21 protein-coding genes and 4 pseudogenes are annotated in these 25,934 nt (G+C 71.6%); 9 read left to right on the plus strand and 16 right to left on the minus strand.

The features are described 5' to 3' along the window. From ACGFT1_RS33915 to ACGFT1_RS33940, 6 genes are read right to left on the minus strand one after another with little or no spacing between them, the layout of a single operon-like run. Positions 1-1,770 carry an acyl-CoA dehydrogenase family protein gene (locus ACGFT1_RS33915; RefSeq protein ID WP_373912821.1) on the minus strand — a complete coding sequence of 590 codons (1,770 nt, stop codon included), beginning with the start codon at positions 1,768-1,770 and terminating at the stop codon, positions 1-3. Positions 1,771-1,780: 10 nt separating this feature from the next. Then, positions 1,781-2,536 (minus strand): thioesterase II family protein, encoded by a 756-nt coding sequence (locus tag ACGFT1_RS33920; RefSeq protein WP_373912822.1) that lies wholly within the window; start codon positions 2,534-2,536, stop codon positions 1,781-1,783. Continuing rightward, on the minus strand, positions 2,529-3,794 hold the full coding sequence (locus tag ACGFT1_RS33925) for an MFS transporter (RefSeq protein ID WP_373912823.1): 1,266 nt from the start codon (positions 3,792-3,794) through the stop codon (positions 2,529-2,531). Before ACGFT1_RS33925 ends, ACGFT1_RS33920 begins: the two co-directional genes overlap by 8 nt. After that, complete coding sequence (locus tag ACGFT1_RS33930; protein WP_373912824.1) at positions 3,791-3,991, minus strand: MbtH family protein; 201 nt, start codon at positions 3,989-3,991, stop codon at positions 3,791-3,793. Before ACGFT1_RS33930 ends, ACGFT1_RS33925 begins: the two co-directional genes overlap by 4 nt. Positions 3,992-4,023: 32 nt before the next feature. Next, positions 4,024-6,948 carry a type I polyketide synthase gene (locus tag ACGFT1_RS33935; RefSeq protein WP_373912825.1) on the minus strand — a complete coding sequence of 975 codons (2,925 nt, stop codon included), beginning with the start codon at positions 6,946-6,948 and terminating at the stop codon, positions 4,024-4,026. Continuing rightward, positions 6,945-8,807 carry an amino acid adenylation domain-containing protein gene (locus tag ACGFT1_RS33940; protein WP_373912826.1) on the minus strand — a complete coding sequence of 621 codons (1,863 nt, stop codon included), beginning with the start codon at positions 8,805-8,807 and terminating at the stop codon, positions 6,945-6,947. Before ACGFT1_RS33940 ends, ACGFT1_RS33935 begins: the two co-directional genes overlap by 4 nt. Before the next feature lie 213 nt (positions 8,808-9,020). On the opposite strand from ACGFT1_RS33940, the gene ACGFT1_RS33945 reads away from it, so the two are divergent. Both ACGFT1_RS33945 and tpg (ACGFT1_RS33950) read left to right on the plus strand, forming a co-directional pair. Further along, positions 9,021-9,269: a hypothetical protein gene (locus tag ACGFT1_RS33945; RefSeq protein WP_373912828.1), complete on the plus strand. Its 249-nt coding sequence runs from the start codon at positions 9,021-9,023 to the stop codon at positions 9,267-9,269. A gap of 415 nt (positions 9,270-9,684) precedes the next feature. Next, positions 9,685-9,963, plus strand: a pseudogene (tpg, locus tag ACGFT1_RS33950) (telomere-protecting terminal protein Tpg); the annotation flags it as partial. 257 nt (positions 9,964-10,220) lie between these two features. On the opposite strand, the gene ACGFT1_RS33955 reads toward tpg (ACGFT1_RS33950), so the two are convergent. Further along, positions 10,221-10,448, minus strand: a complete 228-nt coding sequence (locus ACGFT1_RS33955; RefSeq protein ID WP_373912829.1) for a hypothetical protein — start codon at positions 10,446-10,448, stop codon at positions 10,221-10,223. A gap of 410 nt (positions 10,449-10,858) precedes the next feature. Between ACGFT1_RS33955 and ACGFT1_RS33960 the strand changes: the two genes are divergently transcribed. From ACGFT1_RS33960 to ACGFT1_RS33970, 3 genes are all read left to right on the plus strand, one after another. Then, positions 10,859-11,041: a hypothetical protein gene (locus tag ACGFT1_RS33960; protein WP_373912830.1), complete on the plus strand. Its 183-nt coding sequence runs from the start codon at positions 10,859-10,861 to the stop codon at positions 11,039-11,041. 362 nt (positions 11,042-11,403) lie between these two features. Next, positions 11,404-11,760 carry a hypothetical protein gene (locus ACGFT1_RS33965; protein WP_373912831.1) on the plus strand — a complete coding sequence of 119 codons (357 nt, stop codon included), beginning with the start codon at positions 11,404-11,406 and terminating at the stop codon, positions 11,758-11,760. 210 nt (positions 11,761-11,970) lie between these two features. Next, entirely contained in the window at positions 11,971-12,666 is a 696-nt protein-coding gene (locus ACGFT1_RS33970) for a DCL family protein (RefSeq protein ID WP_373912833.1), read from the plus strand. A gap of 623 nt (positions 12,667-13,289) precedes the next feature. Here ACGFT1_RS33970 and ACGFT1_RS33975 read toward each other — a convergent pair. The 8 genes and pseudogenes from ACGFT1_RS33975 to ACGFT1_RS34010 form a co-directional block, all read right to left on the minus strand. Further along, a complete protein-coding gene (locus tag ACGFT1_RS33975) occupies positions 13,290-14,204 on the minus strand; it encodes a TniQ family protein (RefSeq protein WP_373912834.1) in 915 nt (304 codons plus the stop codon). Continuing rightward, positions 14,201-15,181 (minus strand): TniB family NTP-binding protein, encoded by a 981-nt coding sequence (locus ACGFT1_RS33980; RefSeq protein ID WP_373912846.1) that lies wholly within the window; start codon positions 15,179-15,181, stop codon positions 14,201-14,203. Before ACGFT1_RS33980 ends, ACGFT1_RS33975 begins: the two co-directional genes overlap by 4 nt. Before the next feature lie 50 nt (positions 15,182-15,231). Further along, a complete protein-coding gene (locus tag ACGFT1_RS33985; protein WP_373912835.1) occupies positions 15,232-17,367 on the minus strand; it encodes a transposase in 2,136 nt (711 codons plus the stop codon). After that, on the minus strand, positions 17,361-17,570 hold the full coding sequence (locus ACGFT1_RS33990) for a hypothetical protein (protein WP_373912836.1): 210 nt from the start codon (positions 17,568-17,570) through the stop codon (positions 17,361-17,363). The genes ACGFT1_RS33985 and ACGFT1_RS33990 overlap by 7 nt, the downstream gene beginning before the upstream one ends. Before the next feature lie 41 nt (positions 17,571-17,611). After that, positions 17,612-18,130: a TnsA-like heteromeric transposase endonuclease subunit gene (locus tag ACGFT1_RS33995; RefSeq protein WP_373912837.1), complete on the minus strand. Its 519-nt coding sequence runs from the start codon at positions 18,128-18,130 to the stop codon at positions 17,612-17,614. Further along, positions 18,097-18,444 (minus strand): hypothetical protein, encoded by a 348-nt coding sequence (locus tag ACGFT1_RS34000; protein WP_373912838.1) that lies wholly within the window; start codon positions 18,442-18,444, stop codon positions 18,097-18,099. Before ACGFT1_RS34000 ends, ACGFT1_RS33995 begins: the two co-directional genes overlap by 34 nt. Before the next feature lie 259 nt (positions 18,445-18,703). Further along, entirely contained in the window at positions 18,704-20,080 is a 1,377-nt protein-coding gene (locus tag ACGFT1_RS34005; protein ID WP_373912839.1) for a DNA-binding protein, read from the minus strand. Between the two features lie 88 nt (positions 20,081-20,168). Continuing rightward, positions 20,169-20,373 (minus strand): annotated as a pseudogene (locus tag ACGFT1_RS34010) (hypothetical protein); the annotation flags it as partial. 169 nt (positions 20,374-20,542) lie between these two features. Between ACGFT1_RS34010 and ACGFT1_RS34015 the strand changes: the two are divergent. Further along, positions 20,543-20,732: pseudogene (locus ACGFT1_RS34015) on the plus strand (hypothetical protein); the annotation flags it as partial. Between the two features lie 12 nt (positions 20,733-20,744). Then, positions 20,745-21,299: pseudogene (gene tpg, locus ACGFT1_RS34020) on the plus strand (telomere-protecting terminal protein Tpg); the annotation flags it as partial. 46 nt (positions 21,300-21,345) lie between these two features. On the opposite strand, the gene ACGFT1_RS34025 reads toward tpg (ACGFT1_RS34020), so the two are convergent. Beyond that, positions 21,346-24,330 carry a Helicase associated domain protein gene (locus ACGFT1_RS34025; protein WP_373912840.1) on the minus strand — a complete coding sequence of 995 codons (2,985 nt, stop codon included), beginning with the start codon at positions 24,328-24,330 and terminating at the stop codon, positions 21,346-21,348. Positions 24,331-25,043: 713 nt separating this feature from the next. Here ACGFT1_RS34025 and ACGFT1_RS34030 point away from each other — a divergent pair. After that, complete coding sequence (locus ACGFT1_RS34030; protein WP_373912841.1) at positions 25,044-25,337, plus strand: hypothetical protein; 294 nt, start codon at positions 25,044-25,046, stop codon at positions 25,335-25,337. Between the two features lie 111 nt (positions 25,338-25,448). Then, positions 25,449-25,616, plus strand: coding sequence for a hypothetical protein (locus ACGFT1_RS34035; protein ID WP_373912842.1), 168 nt, complete (start codon positions 25,449-25,451; stop codon positions 25,614-25,616). Positions 25,617-25,934: the final 318 nt, after the last annotated feature.

Below are 25,934 nucleotides of genomic sequence, written 5' to 3' on the forward strand. Positions count from 1 at the left end.
TCAGCAGCTCTCCTCGTCGAGGGTGACCGGCGGGGTCACGGTGGTGACGCCGTCGACCAGGAACTCCAGGCGTTCGCCGTGCAGCCAGGCCGCGCAGGCGGCGGCGTGGTCCGCCTCGCCGTCGGCGTCGAGCCGGGCCCAGGCATCGGTGATCCGGTGGCGGGCGCCGTCGCAGAAGATGTCGGCCAGGTGCTGGGCGTCGCCGCCGAGCCGGGCCGCGCGGGCCAGCGCGGCGGTCATGGTGAACAGTTCGGAGGTGATCCGGCCGAGCAGGATGAGCGTGCGCTCCTGCTCGAACAGCTCCTCGCGGTCCGGGTGGTGCTTGGTCAGCTCGCGGCAGACGCAGGCGAAGCGATCGGCGTGCTCGGCGATCGCGTGCAGGTGCGCGCGGTTCCGCTCCGACAGTCGCTCCTCGTCCGGCAGCGGCGGGGCGTCGGTGCCGGCGGCGGTGCTCGCGTCGGGCGCGTCGTAGTGGGCGAGCAGGGCGCCGCGGGCGATGTAGTGGTCGACCATGAAGTCCACGCCCCCGGCGATGCGTAGGGCGCGGGCGTCTCGGAAGAACCGCTCCAGGGGGAGGGGTTCCGCGCCGCGCCGCGCCTTGCTGCGGGCGGTCTCGAAGCCTTCCCCAGCGAGCAGTGACACGGTCCGGTCGACGATGCTCCAGCAGGTGAGCGAGGTGATGTTCTTGGCGGCGGTCTGCTCGGGGACGACGTCGACCCCCGGGTGCCGCTCGGCGGCCAGCAGGCACCAGTCGGTGACGGCCTCCAGTGCGAACACCTCCGCCGCCGTGCCCGCGACGATGCGCTGGACCTCGTCGAAGTCGTCCAGGGCACGGCCGTGCGCGGTGCGCCGCCGCACGAACTCGCGTTGCCAGTGCAGCGCCAGCTTGGCTATGGCGAGCGCGGGGGCGGAGATCGGGAACATTCGGCCGTGCGCGCTGATCGCGTTGAGCTCCGGGGAGAGGCGCCACTCCTCGTCGGAGGTCCAGCCCTGACGGCCGGTGAACATCCGGCTCCTGGGCACGAAGACCCGGTCGAGGGTGAGCGCGGCGTTGGGCAAGCCCTTGAGGCCGAGGTACTCGTGCCAGGACTTGACTGTGAAACCGGGGGCTTCGGTGTCCACGAAGAAGAGCCGGATGTACTCCTCGCCGTTCTCCCGGACGGTCGCCGAGACCCGCAGCAGGCGGGCGATCGGGCCGTTCTGGATGAAGATCTTCTCGCCGCTGATCAGGTAGCCGGTGCCGTCCTCGGTCGGGACGGCGCTGGTGGCCCGGGTGCGGTTGATCGCGCCGGTCGGCTCGGTGTCCGCGTCTCCGGAGATGGCGCCCGTGTCCAGCAGCGCGCCGAGGTCGGCGGCCAGGTCGTCGGTCAGCAGCGGCAGATAGACGCCGGCCCCGAGGCCCAGGTGCACCGCCATGGCGTAGCAGGCCGGCACCGACCAGGCCGCGGCCGCCTGGATCACCCGGAACGCGCTGTGCGAGGAGAGACCCAGGCCGCCCCTGGCGGGCGGGTCCATCAACTTGAAGTAACCCCGAGCGGTGAGCGCTTCGTGGTAGCCCTCGGGCAGTCGTTCGGTCCGGTCGACCTCGGTCGGGTCCACCTGCTCCCGCAGGAGCCCCATCAGGTCGGCGACGGCTCGGTCACCACGGAGCTGCTCCTCCGGGTCCGGGGCTGGGAACGGACTGATCAGGTCCCAGCGGAGCCGGCCGAGCTGCAGTTCGGTCAGGAAGCCCGTCGGACGGGCGGGGGTCGGGTCGTTGTCCATGGTCATGCGGTCGCTTTCAGACGTGGACGGGATCGGGGTCGAGCAGGGAGTCGCGGATGTGGCGCAGCAGCGCCTCGCGCTGCTCGCGCAGGTAGAAGTGGCCGCCGGGCAGCCAACGCAGGTCGAAGGGTCCCTCCGAGTGGCTCCGCCACCGCTCCAGGGCGGCGGCCGGAATGCGGTCCTCGGTGCCGGAGACGACGTGCAGGGGCAGGGCCAGCGGCGCCCCAGGGGTGTGCCGGTGACTGTCGACCATCTCGAAGTCGGCCCGGTGAGTCGCCATGATCAGCGCCAGCAACTCCTCGTCGTCCGCGATCTCCGTGGGCAGCGAGCCGTACTGGCCCTGGATGGCGGCGAACAGCTCGCGGTCGCCGAGGTGGTGGATCGGCGGCACGCCGCGCGGCAGGTCGGGGGCGACGCAAGCGGAGAGGTACAGCCGTTCCGGCTGCGGCAGCCCACGGTCCCGCAGCACCCGTGCTGTCTCGAAGGCGAGCAGCGCGCCCAGGCTGTGGCCGAAGAAAGCGAACCGGCCCCGGAAGCCGGCGTGTTCGACGATCTCGGCGACGGCCTGCTCGATCCGGGTGTGCCCCGGCTCGTCGATCCGCGAGCCACGGCCGGGGAGCTGCACGCCCCAGATCTCGGCTTCGGGTAGTTCGTCGCCCCAGCGGACGAACTCCCCCGGTGACCCGCCGCTGTGGGCGAAGCAGTACAGCCGAACTGCGGCATCCGGCCGCCGACGGCGGCAGACCAGCAGTGCGGGTCGGTGCTCAGGCATGGGCGATCTCCTTCTGAGGGGTGTGGCCGGGGATCTCCCGCAGCGAGCGGACGGCCGGCCCCAGCACCGGCAGCGCGGCGAGCAGGCTGCCCAGACCGAGCAGCCACACGACCGTGCGCAGGCCGAGCGGCCCGACCAGCGCGCCGCCGGCGAAGGTGCCGAGCGGGATCGCGCCCCAGTTGACGAACCGGAAGGTCGCCGTCATCCGCCCGCGCAGCTCGGGCGGGGTGACGGACTGGCGCAGGCTCACCGAGTTGATGTTGAAGACTGCGGCGCTGAACCCCGCCAGCGCCATGGCCGCGACGAGAACCGGCACGGCGCTCGTCGGGGTGGCCAGCGGGAGCAGCAGGAGCGCGCTCGCCATCAGCACGGCCGAGCCACCGAGGGCGGGCCCGACTCCGCGCAGGCCGGTCAGCCGTTCGTTGAGTAGCGAGCCCACCAGCACACCGCCGTTGGCGACGGCCAGGACGCCACCCAACGCGGCGGCAGAAAGGTGTAGTTGACGCACCGCGTAGAGCAGCAGCACCGCCTGGCCCATGCCGAACAGGCCGAACAGGTTGCCCAGGCCGGCGGTCAGCACGATCGGCCGGAGCAGGCGGTGGCCGAAGACCGACCTCAGCCCGTCCTTGATCTCCGTGACGAGCGCCGCCCGCTCCGCCTCCGGCGGGCGCAACTCCTCCTGCGCCTGCACCAGGAGGACCAGCACACCGGACACCCCGAAGCCGACCGAGTTGGCCAGCACCGCAACGGGCGCGGTCAGCCACTGGACCAGCAGGCCGCCGATGCTCGCACCGCCCAACTGCCCGATTGTGGTAGAGATCTGCAGCTTGGAGTTGCCCTCGACCAAGCGCTCCTCCTCGATCACGGTGGGAAGGAAGGACTGGGCCGCGAGGTCGAAGAAGACCGTCATCCCCCCGACTACCAGCGCCGCCGGGTAGAGCACCCACAGCCGAAGCACCCCGCAGAGCGCGCTCACGGGCACGGCCAGCAGTACCGCCGCCCGCACCAGGTCGGCGACGATCATCACCGGCCGGCGCGGCAACCGGTCCACCCAGGCCCCGGCGGGCAGCCCGATCAGCAGGAACGGCGCATACTGCGTGGCGGCCAGCAAGCCCACCAGCAACGGTGATGCCCCCAGTACGGTGATCGCTGTCAGTGGCAGCGCCAGCTCGGCGATCTGCGAGCCCAGCACGCTGGCCGCGTCTGCGGCCCAGAGCTTGCGGAAGTCCCGGTGCCGCCAGAGCGTGGCGGTGGTCATCGTGCGTGCTCGCGCAGGCTCTTCGGACGCAGGTCCGTCCAGGCCCGGTCAACGTCTGCCAGGCAGGCAGCCTTCGTCCCAGTGGTGCCCCCGGGCTCCCAGCCGGCCGGCAGATCGCGGCCGTGCGGCCAGATCGCGTACTGCTCCTCGCTGTTGCGGACCACGAGGTAGGTGCGGTCGTCGTCGTTCTCGAACACGTCGTTCCTTCAGAGGTTTGGGGTGGGCGTGGTCAGCGCCGGGCGTCGGCGAGCAGCCGGGCGAGGCGGGCGGGGGTCGGCGCGCCGAAAACCTGCTTGACGGTGGGCGCGACGCCACAGGTGCGGCGCAGCGCGGCCAGGAGCTGGACGGCGATCAGCGAGTCCCCGCCGAGTTCGAAGAAGTTGCCCGCAGGGGCGACCGTCTCCAGGCCGAGGACCTGGGCGAAGGCCTCGGCGACGCGCGCTTCCAAGCCGCCGGGTCCGATCGGCTCGGGCGCATCCACGTCAGCGGTGGTTGCCGGTTCAGGCCGTGCCGCGGGAGCGTCCCCGGCTGGCAGCGGTGAGTGCCGCTGCCGCTGGAACGGGTAGCCGGGCAGTGAGGTGCGGCGCGGGACCCGGCCGTCGTGCAGCGCCCGCCAGTCCAGGCCGACCCCGCTCTGCCACAGCCTGCCGGCGGCGGTGAGCGCGGTGTGCAGCGCCGAGCTGTCGTCCGCCGGGTGCGGCAGACTGGAAATCGCCAACTGGCGCTCGCTCAGGCCGGGATGGCGACGGGCTAGGCTGGTCAGGGTGCGACCGGGGCCGATCTCCAGCAGGGCCCGACAGGGCTCGGTGAGCAGGGTGTCCAGCACGGCGCCGAAGCGCACCGGTTGGCGCATGTGCGCCACCCAGAAGTCCGCGCTGGGCGGCCGCTCCCTCGGCACCCAGCTGCCGGTGGTGTCGCCGACCCACGGGAGGGTGGGCGGCTTCAGGTCCAACTCGGAGATTCTGGCGGCGAACTCGTCCAGGATCGGCTCAACCTGCGCGCTGTGGCCGGCGGCGGCGATGTGCAGCCGACGGGCGTCCACACCGCGCTCGGTCAGCCGCTGCCGCAGCTCCTCCACGGCGCAGGCCGGGCCGGAGAGCACGCACTGGTCGGGGCTGTTGACGGCGGCCAGGTCGATGCCGTCCCGCAGCAGCCCGGCGAGTTGGGCCTCGGGCAGCGGCACGGCGAGCATCGCGCCGGGCGCCAGCTTCTGCAGTAGTCGGCCGCGCTCCACGACCAGCCGCAGCGCCTCGGGCAGCGTCATCACGCCCGCGATGCAGGCCGCCGCGAAGGCGCCGAGGCTGTGCCCGGCCACCGCGGTCGGGCGCACGCCCCAGTCCTGCCACATCCGTGCCAGCGCGTACTCCACCACGAAGACGGCGGGCTGAGCCACGATCATGTCGCCCAGGGCCTCCTCGGCTGCGCTCTTCTCGGCGTCGTCGCCGGGGTGGAGCACAGGCAGCAGGTCCCGACCGAGCCAGGGCATGAGCAGCGTGCGGCACTCGTCCACCCGCGCCCGGAAGGCGGGCACCTGCTCGTAGAGCTCCCGGCCCATCCCCACGTGCTGGCCGCCCTGGCCGGGGAAGACGAAGGCCACCTGGCGCTCGGCGGACGCGGTGTGCGCCTCCGCCTCGGCGAGCGCGGCGATCGCCTCGGCGTGATCGGCGGCCACGACGAATCCGCGGTGCTGGAAGGCCTTCCGGCCGCTCTGTAGCGTCCAGGCCACCTCGTCCAGGCGGCTCTCGGGATGCTGCTGCAGATGGTCGGCCAGCCGGGCTCTCGAAGCCGCGAGCGCCGGTACACCGCGCGTGGAGAACACGAGCAGCTGCGGGCCGGCCGGACCGGTCGCGGCGATGGGCAGCGGCGGCTGCTCCAGCACGGCGTGGGCGTTCGTACCGCCCAGTCCGAAGGAGCTGACACCGGCCCGGCGCGGATGCTCGCCCGGCTGCCAGTCGTACAGCTCGGTGTTCACGGTAAACGGACTGTCCGCGAAGGGGATCTCGGGATTGGGCCGGGTGTAGTTCAGGCTGGGCGGGATGAGCCCGTGCTGGACGGTCAGCGCTGCCTTGATGAAGCCGGCCACGCCGGCCGCCGCGTCGACGTGGCCGATGTTGGTCTTCAGCGAGCCGATCCGGCAGAAGCCGCGGGCGTCGGTGCCCTCGCGGAACGCCTGGGTGAGCGCGGCGACCTCGATCGGGTCGCCCAGCGGGGTTCCGGTGCCATGAGCCTCAACGTAGCCGATGGTCTCCGGCTCGACCTCGGCCACCAGCTGGGCCGCGCGGATCGCCTCGACCTGACCGGTCACCCCGGGCGCGGTGTAGCCGACCTTGTCGTCGCCGTCGTTGTTGATCGCAGTGCCGCGCAGCACGGCCCGGATGTGGTCGCCCTCGTTCAGCGCGTCAGCGAGACGCTTGAGCACCACCACGCCGACACCGTTGCCGCCGACTGTTCCGTCGGCGTCCGCGTCGAAGGTTCGCACCCGGCCGTCGAGCGAGATCACCCCTCCCGGGGCGTACTCGCCTATGCGCAATGGCACATGGACGGCCGCGCCGCCCGCCAGTGCCAGGTCGCACTCGCCCGCCAGCAGCGCCTGGGCGGCGACGTGGATCGCCACCAGCGAGGTCGAGCAGGCGGTCTGCACGGTGACGGCGGGGCCGGTGAGGCCGAGTTTGAAAGAGACCCGGGAGGTCAGGAAGTCGATGCCGGTCGCCAGCCGGAGCTGCCAGTCGCTCGCCTCGCCTAGCCGGTCCCGGTGGGCCAGCAGCGCCTCGTAGTACCCCGTCTGGGCGCTTCCCGCGTAGACCCCGACGGGGCCGCCGTAGCGGGACGGGTCATAGCCCGCGTCCTCCAGGGCGGTCCAGGCGCACTCCAGGAACAGCCGGTGCTGCGGGTCGAGCAGCGTCGCCTCGGCGGGCGAGTAGCCGAAGAACTCGGCGTCGAACTCGTCGGCGCCGTCCAGCACACCGATCGCCGGCACGTGGTCGGGGTACTCGGCGGAGTTGCGCGGATAACGGGTGATCGAGTCCTGACCCTTGATCAAGTTGGTCCAGAACTGACCCAGGTCCTGCGCGCCGGGGAAGCGTCCGGCCATGCCGACGACGGCGAGGAACGGGCTGTCTGGATCCAGGCCGTTGGCCGCTGCGGGCGGGGTCATCGCGCGCTACCGCCGGTCCGTGCGTGGCGCTGCTGGAGGCGGGCCCGGCCGCTGCGGCGCTCGTCCGCACGCTCGTCGGCGTTCGCCGAGCCGGCACCGGGGTTATGGCCGCCGAGATGGGCGGCCAGCTTGCGGATGGTCGGGTGGGTGAAGAGCGCGACGCCGGTGACGGGCCGCCCGAGTACCTGCGACAGCCGTCGCTGGACCTGGACCAGCAGCAGTGAGTGACCGCCGACCTCGAAGAAACTGTCGTCGGCGCCGACCTGGTCGATCCGCAAGACCTCCCGCCACACGGCCGCGATCTGCTCCTCCAGCGCGCCGGAGAGCGCCGCGCCGGCGGCAGTCGGGCCGGCCACGGGCACCGGGAGCGCCCGCTGGTCGAGCTTGCCGTTGGCCGTCAGAGGCAGGGCGTCGAGCAGCACGTACGTGTCGGGCACAAGCGCGGCGGGCAGCCGCTCGGCCAGGTGGGCCCGCAGCTCCGGCACCGCGACGCTGTCCGCGACCGCGTAGGCCACCAAGCGCTTGCCGGCCACTTCGTCGTCCACCGCGCGCACGTGGGCCTGACGGACCGCCGGGTGGGTCAGCAGCATCCCGCTGATCTCCGCCGGCTCGACGCGCTGGCCGCGGATCTTCACCTGGTCGTCGGAACGGCCGAGGAAGGCCAGGCTGCCGTCCGGGCGCCAGCGCGCGAGGTCACCGGTGCGGTAGAGCCGCGCGCCGGGGCGGTCGCTGAAGGGGTCCGGCACGAAGCGGTCGGCCGTCAGGTCCGGGCGGCCGAGGTAGCCCCGTGCAAGCAGCGCGCCACCGAGGTATAGCTCGCCCGGGGTGCCGTCCGACACGGGCAGGAACTCAGCGTCCAGCAGGTGCGCCTCGACGCCGGGCAGTGGCCGGCCGATCGGCAGCACCTCCTCCTTTGGCACGTCGCCGGGAAGCAGTTCGTGCGTCAGCGCGGTGACGGTGGTCTCGGTCAGGCCGTAGGCGTTGCGGACCGGGACCGCGCAGTGCCGCCACCAGTCGGCCAGCGTCCGGCTGTGGCCGGCGTCGCTGCCGACGACGAGCAGTCGGAGTGTCTCCGGGACGGCCCGGGGCTGTGCCTGCAGGTCCTGGACCCACTGGTCCCAGTACGGCGTCGGCAAGTTCGCCACGGTGACCCGCTCGCGGCGAAGGAAGGCCTCGAGCTCGGTGGGCGCGGGCACCTGACCGGCCGGGACGGCGACCGCGCCGCCCGCGAGCAGCGTCGGGTAGACCTCCTCGCCGAACACGTCGAAGCTCGGGTTGGCGAACTGCAGCACCCGGTCGGTCGCGCCCAGCCCGAACAACTCGCCGATGGAGCGGGCGTGGTGGGCCAGCGAGCGGTGACTGACCGCTACCGGTTTCGGACGACCAGTGGAGCCCGAGGTGAAGATCACGTAGGCCAGGTCGTCGGGCAGCGGCGCCTCGGCCCGGTCGCCCTCGGGGCGTCCCTCCAGCCCGGATCCGGTCGGGTCGACGGTCTCGACCCCGTCGAGCTGGTCGGCGGCGACCAGCAGCCTCGCGCCGGCAGCCTTGAGCAGGTAGGCGCGGCGCTCCTCGGGCAGCGACAGGTCCAGCGGCAGGTACGCGGCACCCGACTTGAGCACGGCCAGGACCGCTGTCACGAGCTCCCGGCCTCGCGGCAGCCCGACCGCGACGACGGACTCCGGCTTCGCCCCACGCTCCACCAGCAGGTCGGCCAGCCGGTTCGCGGCGGCGTTGAGTTCGCGGTAGGTCATCGTCCCGGTGTGGTCCGACACCGCCACGGCGTCCGGCGCGACGCGCACCCGCTCCTCGAGCAGACGCGGCACGGACACCGCGTCGTCGGCCATCAGCTCGGTTTGCATACAGCCCTCCCTGAGTCGGCTGCGGCCCGCCGGGGCCGCTTCGACCCGAAGAATCTCGGGTCGAGCCATCGACCCGCCATCGACCCGCCATCGACCCGCCAGCGTCACGCGTGAGCCCGTTCGCTTGTGCACCGATGGCTGCCTGGGAGCCCGTGTGTGAACCCGTCAGGGAGCGGGTGGGTCCGGACCGGTCTCGGGTCATTTGTCCCCGGCATGACAGGCGGAGAACCCGTCAACTTCATCAACGAGGACAAACACATCGCCCAGATCACCCGCTGCGTCCGCGACGCGGACCTGCCGACAGACGTCCGTGCCGCCGCGGCGCTCGTCCTCCTCTGCGGCGTCAGGGGCCCGCGCCTCATTCAGCTCGTGACCGAGCACATCCGCCGGACGCCCGACGGAAGCATCAAGGAAATCGACACCACCCCGGTGCTCATGCCACCGGTCATTGAGCCCTCGTAACCGCTCAGGCCGGAGCCGCAGCCCGCTACTAGGCCCCCAGCCGGGCAACCTCACCCAGCGCTGGCTCTTCCCCAGCTCCAGAACCTCAACGACCACCACGAACGGGACGTGCAGCGCCAGATATGGCGGAACGCTGCGACGGCTGCGCAGGCTGCAGTGACGCACTACGCCCGTACCAAGCGCCTGAACCGGTACGAGGTCGAAGCGCGCCTCCGAGAGTTCGTACGGCACTCCGCGCGGTAGCAACGCCCATGCAGGCACGGATCACGGAAGCCAGCGGCGGCACCGCAGCCGTGGCGAGGGCTGGTCCGGCACTCCGCCCGTAGCTGAGCGCGGGAGCGGCGCCAGACGCCGGTCGCCGACAGCCCGCTCCTCCACGCTGCGGTCCTGCGCTGCGCGCGGCTGGACCGCCGGGGGCATCTGGTCAGTGGCCGAACTGCTCGGCGTTTCCCAGCGGACCGTGGAGCGCTACGTCAAGGACCAGATCCGCCGGCCGCGCGCGGACCTGGCCGACGCCGTGCGGGCCCGCTGGCAGCCCCGCATCCGCGAGCAGGCCCGCCGGCAGGCTGCCACGAGCACCGGTCCGGTCATCGATACCTGGGCCCGGTTCTGGTTCACCGCAGCGCCGGGCACCACCAACGACGCCCGCCTGCGTCACCTCACCCTCGTACTGCCACCCGACTACGCGGCCCGCGCTCGTCCGCGTCCGCGTGCGTCCGTACGGGAGGCGTTGGGCGGGGCCGGTGGCCCCGCGGGGAGTCCGGCCCGGTGCTGTGGGGCGGTCTTGAGGACCGGGCCGGGTGCGGCGAGGGCGCGGAGCGCCGCCGACGGCTCCGGGAAGGGGGCCATCGCGTGCCGCGCGTGTTACGGGCTGTGTGAGCCGACTGCGCGCGGTGCACGCGCACGTGCGTGTGAGGGCGCGCCCCGGCACGGGCCGGACCGATCCGGCCATCACGGCCCGGTGTCACCGTGCCCGTCACAGCCGCTGTCACCGCCCGGTGCGCCGGGGCCGGCCCTGAGTGTTCGGCGCCCGGCCGTCGGGCGCGGGGTCGGCTCGGCGGCCGGGACGGCGGGGAGGCGTTGGGCGGCGAGTTGCGCGCGTGGCGCCGGGTCGGTGTCTCGGGTGCGGGACGTGGTGGCGCGGTCGGGTCCGGTGCCCAGCGGGCGGCGGTCGGTCATCGCCCGATCATCCCGGCGGGGGCGGAGTTCTTCTTCACCGCCCCGGTGCCACGCTCTGGGGCGGCCCAAGGCCGCGCGTGTCGCGCACGCGCGAGGCGGTGAACTTCGGCGAGCACCAGGCGGCTGCGCTGTCCGCCCGTCACGGCTCGGCTCTCTCGAAGAAAACTGAGATCGACCCAAACATCGGTGGCGGTTTCCCCCATAACCAGAGTGTCAGCACCGTAGCCCCGTCCCACCACCCACCACGTGACGAGGCCCACAACCGGGTGTAAGCGCGCTGATCAGGCGGGGGTTGCGGGGCTAGGCACTGTCCGGGACGCCTGCCCGAGACGCAAGGGCTGAGGAGCGTCCACGCTCCGCCTCCACCGCACGCGGACCACCCGCGTGCCCAATCCTGAGGGGGAACCCGTATGTCCACACTCGCTCTGCTGGTCGTCCTGCTGCTGGTCCTGGTCGGCGCTCTGGTCGTCGCCGTGCTCGGGTACGCCGTCTACCGGCGCCCGGTGCTCACCGCGCCGCTGACCGTGGCGCTGACGGGCGCGGCGGTGCTGGTGGCGATGGTGACCACCGTGGTCAGTGCCGCCGGCCGATGAGCCGGAGCACCGGGTCGTGACCGGGGTGAGCGCGATCCCTGGTCACGGCTGCGGGCTCTAGCCCTGCTCGGCGCCTGCCCGACCTCGCCGAACTCTGCACCCGCTGCGTCCTCGACGCACCCCCGGCGATGACACCCGCCCCACGCCGAGCTCTTGGCGCTGGCGGCCTGGCTGACGCTGATGAGTGAAATCATCAGGCTGGCGGCCCGTCATTGTTGGCCAGGAAGTGGGACACGTCAGCGGAAGATCACCGTGTCAAGCCCTTGCGTCCATCAATCGATCGGTTCATAGACACCCTCTCGCGGTGGGCGGTTAGCTGCCATGCTCAGCATCTGCCCCCTCCGACATCCCTGGAGAGCAACATGGACCTGAGCGCCGCCGGCGAACCCGTCGTCGTGCACGAGGACACCCAAGTCCACGTCGGCGTCCACCTTCGGCCAGGCACTCTCACCGTCACCCGGAACGGCAAGGAGTTCGCGGTGTACCACGCGCTGGTGCAGTTCGCCTCTGTCGACGACAACCCGTGGGCAGCTCAGGAGGTCAAGTTCTCGGCGAAGGGGCCAGATGGCAACTCCGTGGGGTTCACCATTGACCTCCTCAGCGAAGCCTGGAGCGGTCCCCGGGCTGGCGTTCCCGAGGCGATCTGGAAGGTCGTGACCCTCGCCGCGACCTCAGCTGGAGACGTCGGAATCACCTACTCACATCCTGACCTCGCCTAAATGACGAAGGGCCCGGCCAGTCGGCCGGGCCCTTCTACAGTCCTCGTCAAGAAGCTGGAGGCAGCGTCCGTTCCGCCAGCTGCCCGACCGCCGCTATCCGGGCCGAGGACCACCCAGGCTGGGGCGGCAGGCTCCGGAACACGTCCCGCTGCTGCCTGCCATCATGCAACAACTGCCCTCGAGGAGACCGCGGCCCGAACGGAGATCACCGTGCCCAGAGGCATCACCATCGGTGCGACCCACTACCCCACCAAGGAAGCCGTACGGAATGTCTGTCGCGGCATCGTCCAGCGATACGGTGTCGGCGGTGACGTCACCGATCCCGACGACGACGCATTCCTCCGCCGTCTTCTCGAACGCCACCCTGAATACCACCTCAAACGGGGCACCGGCATTGCGCACTTCCGTGTCATAGCCCACAACGACCACGGCCGCAGAAGTGTCGGAATCGCCCTCGTGCGGCTCGACGGCGAGGTGGCCGACTTCTCCTGGAACGCCTGCCTGACCCCGCTCAACCAATGCACCCAGGTGCTCGCCGCACTGCGGCACGCGATCGCTGACCAGGTGGCGGCCGCACGGAACGAGGCACTCAACTCCGGACAGCCGCTTGTCTGCAGCGTCACCGGCGCACCAATCCCGTCCGCCGCCGAGCTCCATATCGACCATGCGCCCCCGACGTTCCTCGACCTGGCCGAAGAGTTCATCGCCGGCCATGGTGGTGTGGACGCCTTCCAGATCCTGCCCGACTCGGGTACAGGGGTCAGCTACATCGAGCTGGAGGACAAAGCGCTGGAGGGGCACTGGCAGGACTACCACCAGAAGCGTGCTCTGCTGCGGCCGGTGCTGACGCGAGTCAACCTGTCGGATCTGCGGCGTGTGAATCGGCCCGGCACTCCCACTCCATGAACGGCTACTTCCGTTGGGCGGGAGCCGTCCGCCCAACGGACGATCGTTCTACCTCCATCGGCGACCTCGGTCCGCATCCCCCCGCCGACGCGGGGGTGTTCCGCAGGGAGACCTGGCCGCAGCGCCCGATACCACCCACGACGCCGGCCTGCGTCACCTGACCCTCGTCCTGCCGCCCATCTATGCGGTTCGCCTGTTCGACGCCCGGCAGGCCGGCGCCGGCGAGCAGCAGCTGCGCGACATCACCGCCGAAGGTCTCGCCCATGTCCACTTCTGCGACGGCCACCACCGCGCCCAGGAGCTGATGGTGGATTCACCGTCCAGGCGCCTTGTGCCGGGGGTGCGCCTGGCGGCTGTGGCGTAGCTGTGGCGTCTGCTTATTGATCTTGGTTGTGGCGTGCTGTTGCTCAGTTGTTTTGAGCGGTGTGTTCGTTTCGTGGGGGAGGTTTACGCGAAGCCAAGTGTTCGGTGCTGGACGATACGTGTGCTGAGCTGGGTGTTTGGTGTTGCGCAGTGTGCTGGGTGGGGCGGTGGTTTTTGCGCAGGGTGGTTGGCGCGTCTATAGGTACGGGGCCTGGTCGGCCGGTGTGTTGAGGTCTGGGCAGCAGGGGCACGTGGGTGGTTCAGCGGGCGTGGAGGCGTTGCCAGAGCAGGTCGTGGTCGGCGGGTGCGAGGCGGGGCAGGTCCAGGCGGCCGGCCAGGTCGTGGAGGAAGGCGCTCTGCTGGCTGCGGGGCAGGGGGTACAGCGGCAGGCGGTCAAGCGCCGCGGCGAGGGTGAGGGTCTCCGGGTAGGTGATCAGGTTCCGGCAGGTCAGGGCGGGGGAGGCCGGGCCTTGGGGGAGGTGGGGATTGGCGGCGGTGAGCTGGTTGAGGCGTGTGTGCCAGCGTTGGTGCAGGTGTTGGTGGTGGTCGTACCAGCGTGTGGTGATCGTCGATGCCCAGCTCAGGGAGGTCGCCGTCGGGCGGCGGCGGGCGCGGAGGTGGGTCCGTGTGAGGTCGGGGACGGGGCGGATGTCGAGGGGCGCGGGGTGTCTGGGGTCGCTGGCGGCCTGTTGGTGGCGGGTGCAGATCATGATCCTGGGCAGGTCCGGTGTCGGGTGGATCCATGCGGGGTGGGCTTGGTGCGGGCTGCGGCGGATGGTGCAGGCGGTGCATGCCGGCAGCGGCTGCAGCGCGGGCTGGACGGGCTGCCAGCGGGCGGTGGCGGCGTGGGCGATGCCGATGGCGGCGGGCGGGGGGCGGCGGGGCAGGGCGTGGGCGAGGTGTGCGGGCGGGATGCGGGTGAAGCCTGACAGGCGGCGGGTGGCTTCGTTGCTGAGGTGGATTTCGGTGGCGGGCAGGCCCGTCGAGGTGCCGGTGGCGGTGATGTGCAGGCCGTCGAGGAGCTGGGCGGGGGAGAGGTGGTAGGCGGCTGCGAGGCGGGTGAGGTAGGAGGCGGCGCTCTCGCGGGGCAGCGGCCTCACGTGCAGTGCGCCGGGCGGGGTGGGCCACATGGTGCCGGCTCGTACCGTGGGGCGGCTCGCGGTGTGGGTGGTCACCGGCTGCCGGGCCGGGCGCGGCGTCCGGGGGTGCGGGGCCGGTAGTGCTCTTCGGCGAGGTGGTCCAGCGCGATGGAGTCCAGCAGTGGTTTGGTGATGCGTTCGCTGCTGTCCAGGATGGCTTCGATGGCGGCTTGTCGGATGAGGCGGGCCAGGCTGCCGATCCGTCCGGCGGTTCGTTCGTGGAGGTAGGGCGCGAGTCTGGGCAGGGTGCCCGGCCGGTGTGCGGTGAGGTCGAGGGCCTGTTCCAGGGCGGTGATCAGCTCGCGGAACGGCTGCCGGTCGCCGGCGCGGGCGGGCAGTGCTCCGCAGTCGATCAGGGAGGCCCGTCCGGCGAGTTGGGCCCCGCGCACGCCGGTGAACACGGCGCTGGCGGTGACGTCGATGCCGGCGTAGACGAACGTGGCGGGCACACGTTCGGTGAGGTCTTTGAGCCAGTCGGCGGCCTCCGCGCCGGTGGACGTGCGGGGGTTGAGCCGGTGGATCTCGTCGATCAGCACGAGCTTGACCCCGGCCGCGGTGTAGGTGTGGCAGACAGCCGTTGTGATCTGTGCGGTGGTCATGCGGGCGGTTGTGGGGATGCCGAGGTAGCGGGCGAACTCCCCGGCCAGGGTCTTGGCGGTGGCGCCGGGCGGCACCAGCACATAGGCGACGGGCACACTGGCGTCGCCTGGGGCGGCGCGGCGGGTGTGGGCGAGGTGGCAGGTCCGGCCGACCTGCAGCAGCGCGGTGGTCTTGCCGGTGGTGGCCGGCCCGGTGACGATCAGTGACGGCCGGGCGGTGACGTGTTGATGCCGGCCGAGGATCATCAGCGTGCGGACCTGGCGTGCGAGGGTCGCGATGGCCGGGGTGCGCACGGTGACGAACTGCGAGTGGTAGGCGAGGCGTTCCTCAGGCGGCCGTGGTGCCTGGCCCGGCTTTGGTGGTGTGGGGGGTGCGGCGTGGGCGAAGCGGGCGAAGGCGTCGAACGTCGTCACCGTCCCCGCGGCTGCTTCCCCGTCATCGGGGGCGGGGGGATCGGTACGGGTCACCACAGTTCGGCCTCCTGGTCGGCGTCGTACAGCGTGAGTGCGCCGGTCACCGGCAGCGGGTGCGCGCCGGTCTCGTCGGCGCCGGCGTCGTCACGAGCCTCGGCCTGGACTCGGGCTTCCAGCGCGTCGCGGCTGTCCTCGGCCTCGGCCTCGTAGCGGCTCACCGCTGGTTGGCCGCCCGCTGCCCGGGGGGCTGCCTCTGCGGTGTGCGTGCCCGGCGTCGTCCTGGGCGGTGCTGGTTGTGCCGTAGTGGTGGGCCGGGCGCGGCGCAGGACCTGGTCGGCGGCTTGTGCGAGGGCGGCTTCGTGCTCCTCGCGGCCTGCGCGCCGTCTGAGGGCGGTGCGGATGTGGCGCCAGGTGGGTTCGCTCATCGGGGCGTGGACGTGGTCGCGGTGGATCCACGGGATCTCGTGCAGGTGTCCGTCGGGCAGCCTGATGTAGATCTGCCGTACGTCGTGCGGGTTGAGGTGGATCTCCCACTTGCCGCCCGCGCCGGCGGGGGAGGGCCGTCCGCGGGGCTCGTTGAGCAGGGTGTGGTCGTAGGTGCGGTGGTTGATGCGGATGCCGCGGCCGGTGACGGGATGGAAGCGCACCGGCAGCAGTTCCAGGTAGTCGGCGCCGGCCAGCGGCAGTGGCACGTATCCGGATGCGCCCAGCAGCGCGCCCCACATCTCGTTGGGGGTCAGGGCTGCTTTGGGCAGGAGGGGGTGGCGCAAACCCTCGTGGGGGCGGTGCTGCCAGCACGCGGTGATCCATTCGTCCAGCAGCTCCTGCAACTGGACCACGGTGAACCGGGCTTCGTCCTGGACTGCCTCGCCGCGCGCGAGGACGTGGGGGCCGGTGTAGCCGGCGACGTGCTGCGCGAAGAGCGTGTTGAAGCTTCCGAACGTGCGCTCGACGGCGCCCTTCGCGGTCGGGGACCGGGGTGGTGCGGGCTGCACACTCACCCCCAGGGTTTCGCAGGCGGCCAGGAACGCGGTGGAGACGAACACTCGCCCGCGGTCGATGACGATCGTCTCCGGTACCACCACCGGCCGCGCTGCCGCCTGTTCCAGCCGGTCGTCCAAGGCGAGGAGCCGGTCGTAGGGGACGGCGGCGTGGGCCAGGCGCAGGTGGTCGGGCCAGCCGGGCCGCGACGGGTGCGGCACGGCCATCTCCGCCAGCAGCAGGGCGGCGTCCACAGCCTTGGTGCCCTCCTCGCGCAGCACGGCCGCCACCACCGACCTGGTCGCCACCTCGAGAGCGATGGTGAGTTCCGGGCGCACCGCACGGCCGTCCTCGCTGATGGCCATCACATCGAGGCGGGTGGTGTCGATCTGCACCAGCTCGCCCGGTCGCAGTGCCACCGTCGGTGTGAAGGGCCGCACCGGCGCGGTGGCTGTGCGGGCGGGCCGTCCGGGATGCTCCAGCGGGTCGGCCAGCACCCGCGCCAACCGGTTGAACGTCGACGGCGGCGGCGCCGGCACCGTGCCCGGCCCGTGGGTGTCGGCCAGGATCTGCCCGGTCAGCTCCCGCAGCCCTTTCAGGGTGCCTTTGGAGCGGCCGCGCTGGCGGCGCAGCGCCTCCAGGATCGCGGCCACCACCCGTTCGTCGGCCTGCCCGGTCGCACTCGATGGTTTGCGGCGTCGGATCAGACCCCACAGCCCTTGGTCGTGGTAGCGGGCACGCATGCGGCGCACGGTGGCCCGGCTGGCCTTCGGCCAGCCCAGCCGGGCGAGTTCGTCGGCCTTGGCCTGCTCCCGCTCGGCCATCGATGTGCGCTGCGGGTCATACTCGGGCCGCGGCGTCCCCACGCTGCCCGGGCCGCCGGGCAGCCCGGTCTCGATCTCGCGGATGTGCCGCTGCCAGGCAAGAGCTCGCTCCCGCTCCCGCTCGGGCACCGACTCCAGCAGCCCCCACGGCTGCACGCCGGCGGCCGGAGAGCCCACCACCGTGAACGTCGGGTCGGAGAACAGGAACGAGGCCAGCACCGAAGCCGTCTGCCCGTCCTCGCCGACCAGCGTCACCGACGCACCGGCCACCGCGGCCACCTGCCAGGTACCGTCCTGGAACGTCACATACGCCCCCAGCTTCACCTGCCTGCCGCCCGCAGCGGCCACGGGCCGGCCCGGACGGCCGGGTGCACTCACCACTGCTCGGCCTGTGCCTGCGCGTCCCACCAGGCCATCGCCCGCTCCCGGACAAGCAACTGCAGCGCCGCCCACACGGAGGCGGCCGGAACCTGCAAGGTGGCCTGGCCGAGGACCTCGAAGCCGTCGGCGGCCAGATACCCCCGCCCCTCGACCAGACCGGTCACCTGCCAGGTGCGGGCCTCAAACCTGACCTGAGCGCCCACCCCAACACACCGCCCGCCGGGAGCGGTTACCTTGTGCCTGCTCACCTGCCGTGCTGCTCCTGCTCCCCGTCGCCTGCGGTAGGGCCGGGCGCAACGAGGGTGTGCTCGCCCAGCGGCCGTGTCAGGTCCGCGGTCAGCCGGCCGTGCCACAGCGCGTGGTAGAGCACCGGCAGCGCGGCGAGGACCTCGCCCACCGCCGCGGCCCCGGCCATCAGCGGCCGCGGGGCGGCGAACGCCTCCAGCACCGCTTGCTCGAGCCCGCCGGCGTCGCGGTGGCGCGGATGGCGGTAGCCGGCCAGCCACCGCACATTCGCCGCCACCGCCTTGTCCGGCAGCACCAGGCGTCGGTAGGTGAACCCGACCGCCGCACACGCCGTGGCAAGCACCGCGGCGGCGTGCTCGGCCCGCGTCCCGGCGGTCGTCGAGACGGCGGAGCAGTCGGCGAGCAGCGCGCGGCCGTCGGCGTAGCGGGCGAACAGCTGCGGCACCCACGTCAGGGCCCGCCCGCTGTCCAGATCCCGCCAGATCAGCCGCACCGGCCGCGCCGACAGGCCCACCACCCACGGATCGCGGTCAAGATCATCAGCTGCATGCACATCGCCTGCGAACCGTGCATCACATGCCGCCCGGTCGTGGCCGACCACCACCAGCCCGGCCCCCACCGCCGCCCCGGCACCACCGGGAACGCAGACACCGGCGCAAGCCGCTCGAACCGCACCGCCACGGCCGCCTCAATCCAGCGGCGCTGCACCAGCGTGCCGTCCACCCCGGCGAACTCCGCCTCCACCGCGCCCGCCTCCGGCACCCGGCAGGCGCCCGACGCGGGCGTGGGCAAGCCGCCCTGCGCGCCGTCCTGGCTGCTGTCGATGATCACGAACTCCACATAACGCCATGCCTGGCCTGCCGCGCAGGCGAACCGGCCGGTAACCCAAAATCGCATCAACTAGGCAGTTCGGCATGCCTGTTGGGCTGCGAGCACGGGTCAGGATGCCATCCAGGCTCGCCGGTGTCAGTGCGCACCCCTGCACTTTTCTCGGCTGCCGGGCCGCCCTTCTCCGACGGCTGCTCGCCGCACGCACAGCGGACCGTCATGCCAGGGCCGCTGCCCGGCATGGCGTCGGATGCGTCAGTCTTCACCCCGCGGCGAGGATCTGCGACAGCTCCTCGGCGGGCAGGCGGGACCACTGGGCCACCTCCTCAAGCGCCGCCCCGGCCGCGACGGCCGCGGCGGCGGTATGCAGCACGGCCCGGTCGATCAGCTCGGCACTCTGACTGAGGCGTTCCAGCAGTTCCCGGGCTACCTCGGCGGTGGTGCCGCTCTGCACGCCGCGCAGCTGCGCCAGCTCCTCGCGGGCCTCATCGAGCAACCGCGTGATGTGGAAGCGGTGTTCGGCAGAAACGGTGGCGCGCCACCGGGTACCAGAGCCGCCCGCCTGCGCCTCCGCCGTCATGACGCGCAGCTGGCCGGCCATCGTAGAGGGCTGCTGTTCCCGCTTCAGATGCCACGGATCGTCCCGCCATCCCGGCGGCCCGCTGCCGCGGCGGGCGCGCACGATCGCACTCCTCCAGCCGCTCAGCGGGCTGCCGTAGTCGGTCGCGGCCAGCGGCCCCAACCACCCCCGCCCGACGCGCTCGCCCAGCCGGTGACACAACGGGTCGTCCCCGCCCCGCGCCCGAGGCCGCGTCCCTCCGCTTGCCCGCCAGGCCAGCTCGGCCATGGCCGGGTCCAGCAGTGCGTCGGCGACGGCCACCACTTCGGGGAAGACGACGGTGTCCCGGCCCACGATCCGCCACCGCTCCAGCTCTGTTCTGGCGTTGCCGCCCGCGACCTGGTGCAGCCGCTGCGGCCAGGTCGCCTCGCGCTCCCAGTGCAGGGCCTGTTCCCACCACCGGGCGACCACCGCGTGCGCCAGCGCGAACACTCTCTCCGGCTCGGCCCCCGTCCGTGCTGCCCGCCGCGCCACACCGGCCCACCGCCGCTGCGCCGCGGCCACCTCCGGCACACCCCGCACGTCCAGATGTTCCAGGGGCTGGTCGGCGTCCGCGTCCAGGAGCCACCGCCCGTGCCGGACACACACCCGCTCCCACCGCGGCGCATACCGCACCACCCGCACGGCCGTCCCCGTACGCCGGGCCGCGCACAGGCGGCAGCCGAACGCGACCGGCCCGGCGACCGCGCCCCCGGTCCGCCACGCCGCCGCCGGCACCCCGTTCTCTCCGGCCCCCAGCTTGGAGTCCTCTTGCCCCCAGGACGGCAACGCCCGCGCCAGCACGTCTTCCTCGACGCCGCACAGGCCTGCCAGGAGCTGCCGTCCGGGCGTGTTCAGCAGCACCTCGGCGTCGGCCCGCGCGCCCCCGCCGTCGTGCCCGGGCGGGTAATTGCGCCAGTGCCAGCACGACCGCAACACCTTCGCTTCCATCCCGTAGCGGCTCGCGATGCGGCAGATCAGCGACGAGGTCGTCTCCCTCTGCAGGGGAGCGGTCCGCAGCAGGCCGGGGTGATGGGTCACTCCACCACGGTCTCGTGTCCGCCGTCCCGGCGGGCGCTTTCGCAACGGATGCCCAGCGGAGTCCACCAAGCTGCCTCTCGGATCCTTCGCCAAGCCGGGGGCCACCACGTGGTTTCAGTAGGAAGTCCAGCGGGCTGGTGCCGCCTGCCGCGTACGACGCAGTCGGACAGGACCACGAGCGGGTACTGCCCGGTGAACGCCGCATGCTTCACGATGTTGCGGTGCAGGTTGATCCGCGTACGGGAGATGACCGCCGCTCGGATGTCCGGACGCCACGTCGCACGGGACAGAGCAGCACACCCATGAACCGTACGAATAGCGTTCGATTGCCGTACGCATTACGTACGGAACACGTTGCGGTAGGCGCCGAAGCTGGAGTCCCGCCCCGTGTCCCCTCCTCACACTTAGGCCCGTGCGCCGAGGCCACTGTGAGGACCAGAAGAAAACAGATCCGTGCGCTGGCCCTACCGGGACGGCAAGCCGCTGCCGGGCGGCTTCAAGCTCGGCGTCAACCCGGGCCTGGTCAAGCACGAGGGCACCCAGAGCGTCCTGTGGGGCTGAAGAGGTCCGCGAGCGGTTCGACGCCCCGGAGCTCAACCTCGCCCGGTACATCAAGGACGGCACCATCACCGACGTCGACAACGGAGAGTAGGAGAAGGCGACGATGAGCCTGTTCGGGGACGGCTTGGACGCCGCGGTGCAGAAGGCGTTCACCCGCCCCGCGCCCAAGAACGCGGGCGCCCAGATGCGGTACCTGGTCAAGCAATGCAAGGGCACCAAGGCGGTCTCCCAGATGCTGCGGATCTCCCAGCGCACCGTCGAGCGGTACGTGAAGGACCAGATCAAAAAGCCCCGCCCGCAGCTCGCCGCCCGCCTGGAGCGCGAGGTGAGGGCCCGGTGGCAGCCGCAGATCCGGGCGAAGGCCCGCGAGAACGCGGCGACGACCGGTGGCATCGTCATCGACACCCGCACCCGCCTCGGTTACACCGCGCCGATCGGGTCGACGGACCAGGACCGCAGTCGGCACCTGACCGTCGCACTGCCGCCTCGCTACGCCGCGCGCCTCTTCGAGGCGCAGGAGCAGGGTGCCACCGAGCAGCGCCTGCAGGAGATCACGGCTGAGGCGCTCAAGGAGGTGTACTCCCAGGACGGCGGCCGCCGCGCCGGCAGCCTGGAGGAGGTCCGCTTCACGGACATCGAGCACCTCGAGTTCGACCTGTACACCTCGGACAGCCGCGAGCCCCGTCGACAGCATCATGCTGTGGTCAGAGCCGGTCGGCCGCCCGGAACTCGATGTCCACGACAGCGGAGGCGATTTCGTCCTTGCGCCACTTCTCGGGGGAGTTGTGGTTCACCAGACCGCCCGCGTAGGCCATGCGCAGCAGTTCGGCCTTGGTGTGCTTGCGCATCAGCTCGTTCATGCGCTGCACCCGCGCCCGGCCCCGTCCTGCCTGGGTCTCGCGCTCTTCCCCCGTCACCGTGTCGCCCTGGTCGTAATCCTCCTGCACCTGTGCGTCCGACGGCGCGGGCCGGACGGAACCGTCGTCCATGCTGCCGGACGGGGCAGGCACCGCTGCGGCCTTCGCCCAGGGCACACCCAAGGCGGCGAGGGAGGCCTGCTGCTCGGAAGTGAGCTTGCCCCACCTCGCGCGGATGTTCGATGTCCATACGCCCAGTTTCACAACCACCGGCTCCGTCTCGCCGTCGACCACAATCTCCTCAGCGTGGCCGCGCGGCGTCGGCTGGTCCGGGCCCTCCCTCTCGACCCACTGTGTGAGGGCTGTCAGGCCGCGCTGGAACGCCGCCTGTGCCTTGCTCGGGGCCTTCGTCGCACGAGCGGCTGCTGGGGCGGGAGACGGGGCCTCAAGCGGCTGAACGCCCAGCTTCGACAGCCGTTCCTGCTGCTCGTTCGACAGTTGCGCCCAGGTGGCCGGCTGGGTCTGCTGCTGGAGCCATCGTCCGAGGTCGTCGCCGTCGAACGTCACGCCGGGTTGGATGTCGGGGAGCCGGCCGCCCGGTTCGTCGGCGGCGAGGTCGGTGAGCACTCGGTAGTGGCGTTGCCAGTTGAGCGGCCAGGGGCAGTTCCAGTCCTCATCGATCGCGGTCAGCTGCTTGGCGCGCTCCGCCGCGCGTTTCGGGTCCTTGCCGAGGCCGCCTTTGCGGCGGAGGTTGGCGAGGTGCTGGCCGATGGGCACGGGGCCGCTGCCGGCCGGGTCGTCCCACACCGCGTCCTGTCTGGGGGCGAGGTGGCCGTGCGCGCGGTGGTACGAGCGCAGCATTGCCAGCTTCTGCTCCCAGGCTTCTTCGCCCGGTTCCCAGACCATTCCGGCCTCGGGTGCGTCGAGCAGGCTCTTGCGCCGTTCCTCCAGTTCCCCTGCCCGCAGGGCCTTCCTCTGCTGGTGGACCCAGCGCCCCAGCGGGAAGTCCTTCGTGACTCCGACTTCCACCTCGACGTCGTAGGGGATGGCGTAGAGGCCGGTGATCTCGTGCTCTTTCCGCCAGCGGAGCAGGGCTTGGTAGCCCTCGAGCCAGGCCAGGGACTCGGGCCGGTAGACCCGGGTGCGCAGGAAGGCCGCGATGGTCGCCGGGTCGCGCGGGCTGGAGAAGTGGAGCAGCGCCGCTTTGGCAGCCGTGTCGGTGTGGTCCTGCTCCTGGTCCTCTCCGTCGCTCTCGCCGCCGGCCTCGACGATTTGCCCGTCCTTGTTGCGCCGGATGTGGACCTTGCGCTTGCCGCTGGTGAGTGCGCGGGAGGCGAGTTGCTCGACGAGTCGTTCATCGTGCGATCGCAGTCCTTGGAGGACGGCTACGAGGGGGCGGAACGAGGCGCTGGCGACCATGTCGGTGGGGTCCTCGCCGGGCTCCAGGAAGACCGGCACGATGATGCGCGCGACCTTCGTGCTGCCGTCGCGGTTCAACCGGAGTGCGCGGCCGATGTTCTGCACGATCTCCACCTGCGAGCCGCGGGTGTCGGCGAAGCAGACGGCTTCCACACCCCGTTCGCCGGTGATGTCGACGCCTTCCCCGAGGACGCGGCAGCTGGCGAGGAACGCGCGGTGTACCCGGCGGCCGGCCGCGTCGATGCCGCCTGCGAACTGCCGCAGGACCTCGCGCCGCTCGCTGACGAGGTGGTCGCCACACAGCCATGCCGACCAGACGCGGTCCGGGGGTACGTGGCGGCCGGCCTCCAGCTCGTAGAAGGCCGCGTCGATCGACGACTTCGGGAGCCGGTCCGCGGCCCCCAGGTCGTCGTCGGAGGCGTCGTTCATGTACAGCTCGGCTGCCGTCTCCGGCAGCTTCTCCGCGAACGCGGCGGCTTCCTCCACCTTCTGGTGGAACGTCATGACCGTACGGAGGTTGTACGCGGCGGCGTGCTCCAGTAGCGCGGTCTGCAGGAGCGCCAGGCGCCGCCCCCGCTGCGCCTCCTCCGATTCCCCGAGGACCGGGGAGGGGTCGCGGATCTCGAGCACGTCGATCTCGAATCCTGCGAGGATGCCGTGTTCGATCGCCTCCGAGAGCCCCAGCTCGGCCAGCCACGGCCCGTAGGTCTGGGAGTCCTGGCCCATGGTCGCGATCTCCGCCTCCTGGCCGTCGGTGCCCTTCTGCGGCCGGGGCGCTGCGAGGATGCGCGGGGTCGCGGTCAGGTAGAGCCGGAAGTCGGCGGGGATGCGGGTGTTGTCGTGGATCGCCGCCCACGGACGACCAAGATCCCCCGCCGTACCGTGGGCCTCATCCACGATGGCGAGCGAGAAACCGTCCATGCGCTGGCCATACAGGCGCTCTCTGCCCGTCAGAGCGGCCTCCAGCGGCCCGCGAACACGTCCCTGGCCCGTCGGGTCCTCGAAGTCCTCCCGATCCACGAGAGAGGCGTACGTGGCGAACACGACCACCGGCCCCTTCCCGGCCCACAGGGCGAGCTGGATCGGGTTGGTGGTGGTGCGCACCCCCAGCTCGTTCAGTACCGGGTCGTTCTCCAGCGAGCACACCGCCACCATGGGGGAGCGGTGACCCACCGCCCGCCACGCCTGGGCGGTCTGCACGAGCAGGTCCAGGGTCGGCACGGTGACGAGGATCCGCCCGCCGGGGAAGCAGTCCAGCGCGCATGCGGCGGCGGTGATCGTCTTGCCCGATCCGGTCGCTGACACGATCGTGCCCCTCGCCCCCTCCGGGGGCACAGGTGATCTTGCAGAGAATCCGACCCATTTGCGGAAACTTTTTTTCTGTTCGACTTGATGTTCTCGGAGCTGGATCAAAAGACTTCTCCCGGCTCGGGAAGGACTTGTCGGACAGAAGTGATCCGGTAACCACCACGCCCGTAGAGGCCGCCGTCTCTTCCGTGGACGGCCCAGGCTCTCGCAGCCGCTTCACCGGGTGATGCCGCCATCAGGTGGACGACGGGGGCAGGTATGTCCGGGCTGGGACTGCCGGCGGCGGGCCGCGCATCGATCCGGTAGACGCGGTGCCGCCAGATTTCCCCAGCCGCGCCACCTGACCGCTCGGCCCCGGCCATCCCTGTCACCAACCGCTGTAGAAGCTGCGTTTGGTAGCGGATGGCACACGAGTCGCGGGAGGGCACGTACGCAGCCATTCGCCCCTTCTCCATAACACTGGCGATCCGCTCCCGCTGAGGGCCCCGAAACTCCGCGATGAACACCTCACTCACGTGATGCGGTTCGGACGGGACCGTCCTCGCCCTCCCGGCGCGTTCCCGAGCCGGGCATACCTGCGCGGCTACCCGACGGTGATCGAGTCCGGCAGCTTTCGCAACCACCCCGAGCCGGGCAAGCTCACGCGGAAGATACTCGTAGATCAACACGCCAACCGCTCCCCACCGGGTGTCCCTAAATTACGCCAATGCTACATGCTGCATCACGCTGAGATGCAGACGTGCGAGACGCCCCGGAAAGCCCGACACAAGATTCCTTCCGCCCTGATGGTCGTGGCACATCGGGGTACACGGCCCCGCATGGCACCGAAGACCGAACGTATCCAGTTCCTGCGGGCCGTGCGGCAGCTGCACCGCGTCCGCTCCTTCTACGCTGCGGGCGTCCTGCTGTGGGCGGCATCCGCCGCCTGGACCGGCTGGCAGGCACCAGGGAGTCGCCAGATGTGGGTGTCCGGCCTCCTCCTGGCCGTCTTCACCGCTCTCCTCGCCACCGCGGTCCTGTCCCTGCGGCGCCTCCCAGTGCCCCCGACAGGCCGGCCCGCACATCACGCCGCCTCGCACAGGGCGGCAAGCACCCGCCACGTCCACGCCTGAGGATCCGTCAGCGGCCTGCACGAGCCGGCAGACCGCTTCGGAGGCGCCGCCCATGCCTGTGGGGGCGGCGGCCGGGCATAGGGGCTTCACTTCCTATGAGAGGGGCTTGTCATGATCGGCATAGTCGCGGCAGTGCTGTTCTTCATCGCGTTCCTCATCAACGCGGCCGAGATCAGCACCAATCACACGTTCTCGTCAGTCAACGTGATGCTCCTGGGGCTGACCGCACTGGCCCTGCACGTTGCGGGAATCGGAAGCACTTGGTCCCGTAGACGCTGACCCAGAATCAGGCCAGCCCTCCGCAGAGGCCCACCCCTTGCTGCCGCCCGGGCCGCAGGCCCGTTGAGCCGCCCCGCGCAGCGGGGCCGGCGCCTCGTGGCGCGCAGCGCCACCTGGTGACCGGAGCACAGCGAAGGCACCAGGGGACGCAGCCCCCACCGCTCCGGTAGCGCAGCGGACGGAGCGTCACCCGCCCTGCGAAGCAGGGCGGGTGCGCTGACCGCGCAGTGGTCAGCGCAGCGCTCCCGCGGAGCGGGAGCGCAACACCCGCGCGCAGCGCGGGTGTTCGCTTGCACATCGCGCAGCGATGTGGTACCC

The organism is Streptomyces sp. Y20 (assembly GCF_043195475.1).
Taxonomy (GTDB): domain Bacteria; phylum Actinomycetota; class Actinomycetes; order Streptomycetales; family Streptomycetaceae; genus Streptomyces.

Excerpts from the sequence above, each read along its gene's own strand:
- ACGFT1_RS33915 (WP_373912821.1), bottom strand. The coding sequence starts at position 1,770 with ATGACCATGGACAACGACCCGACCCCCGCCCGTCCGACGGGCTTCCTG.
- ACGFT1_RS33920 (WP_373912822.1), bottom strand. The coding sequence starts at position 2,536 with ATGCCTGAGCACCGACCCGCACTGCTGGTCTGCCGCCGTCGGCGGCCG.
- ACGFT1_RS33925 (WP_373912823.1), bottom strand. The coding sequence starts at position 3,794 with ATGACCACCGCCACGCTCTGGCGGCACCGGGACTTCCGCAAGCTCTGG.
- ACGFT1_RS33935 (WP_373912825.1), bottom strand. The coding sequence starts at position 6,948 with ATGACCCCGCCCGCAGCGGCCAACGGCCTGGATCCAGACAGCCCGTTC.
- ACGFT1_RS33940 (WP_373912826.1), bottom strand. The coding sequence starts at position 8,807 with ATGCAAACCGAGCTGATGGCCGACGACGCGGTGTCCGTGCCGCGTCTG.
- ACGFT1_RS33945 (WP_373912828.1), top strand. The coding sequence starts at position 9,021 with ATGACAGGCGGAGAACCCGTCAACTTCATCAACGAGGACAAACACATC.
- ACGFT1_RS33955 (WP_373912829.1), bottom strand. The coding sequence starts at position 10,448 with ATGACCGACCGCCGCCCGCTGGGCACCGGACCCGACCGCGCCACCACG.
- ACGFT1_RS33960 (WP_373912830.1), top strand. The coding sequence starts at position 10,859 with ATGTCCACACTCGCTCTGCTGGTCGTCCTGCTGCTGGTCCTGGTCGGC.
- ACGFT1_RS33965 (WP_373912831.1), top strand. The coding sequence starts at position 11,404 with ATGGACCTGAGCGCCGCCGGCGAACCCGTCGTCGTGCACGAGGACACC.
- ACGFT1_RS34030 (WP_373912841.1), top strand. The coding sequence starts at position 25,044 with ATGGCACCGAAGACCGAACGTATCCAGTTCCTGCGGGCCGTGCGGCAG.
- ACGFT1_RS34035 (WP_373912842.1), top strand. The coding sequence starts at position 25,449 with ATGATCGGCATAGTCGCGGCAGTGCTGTTCTTCATCGCGTTCCTCATC.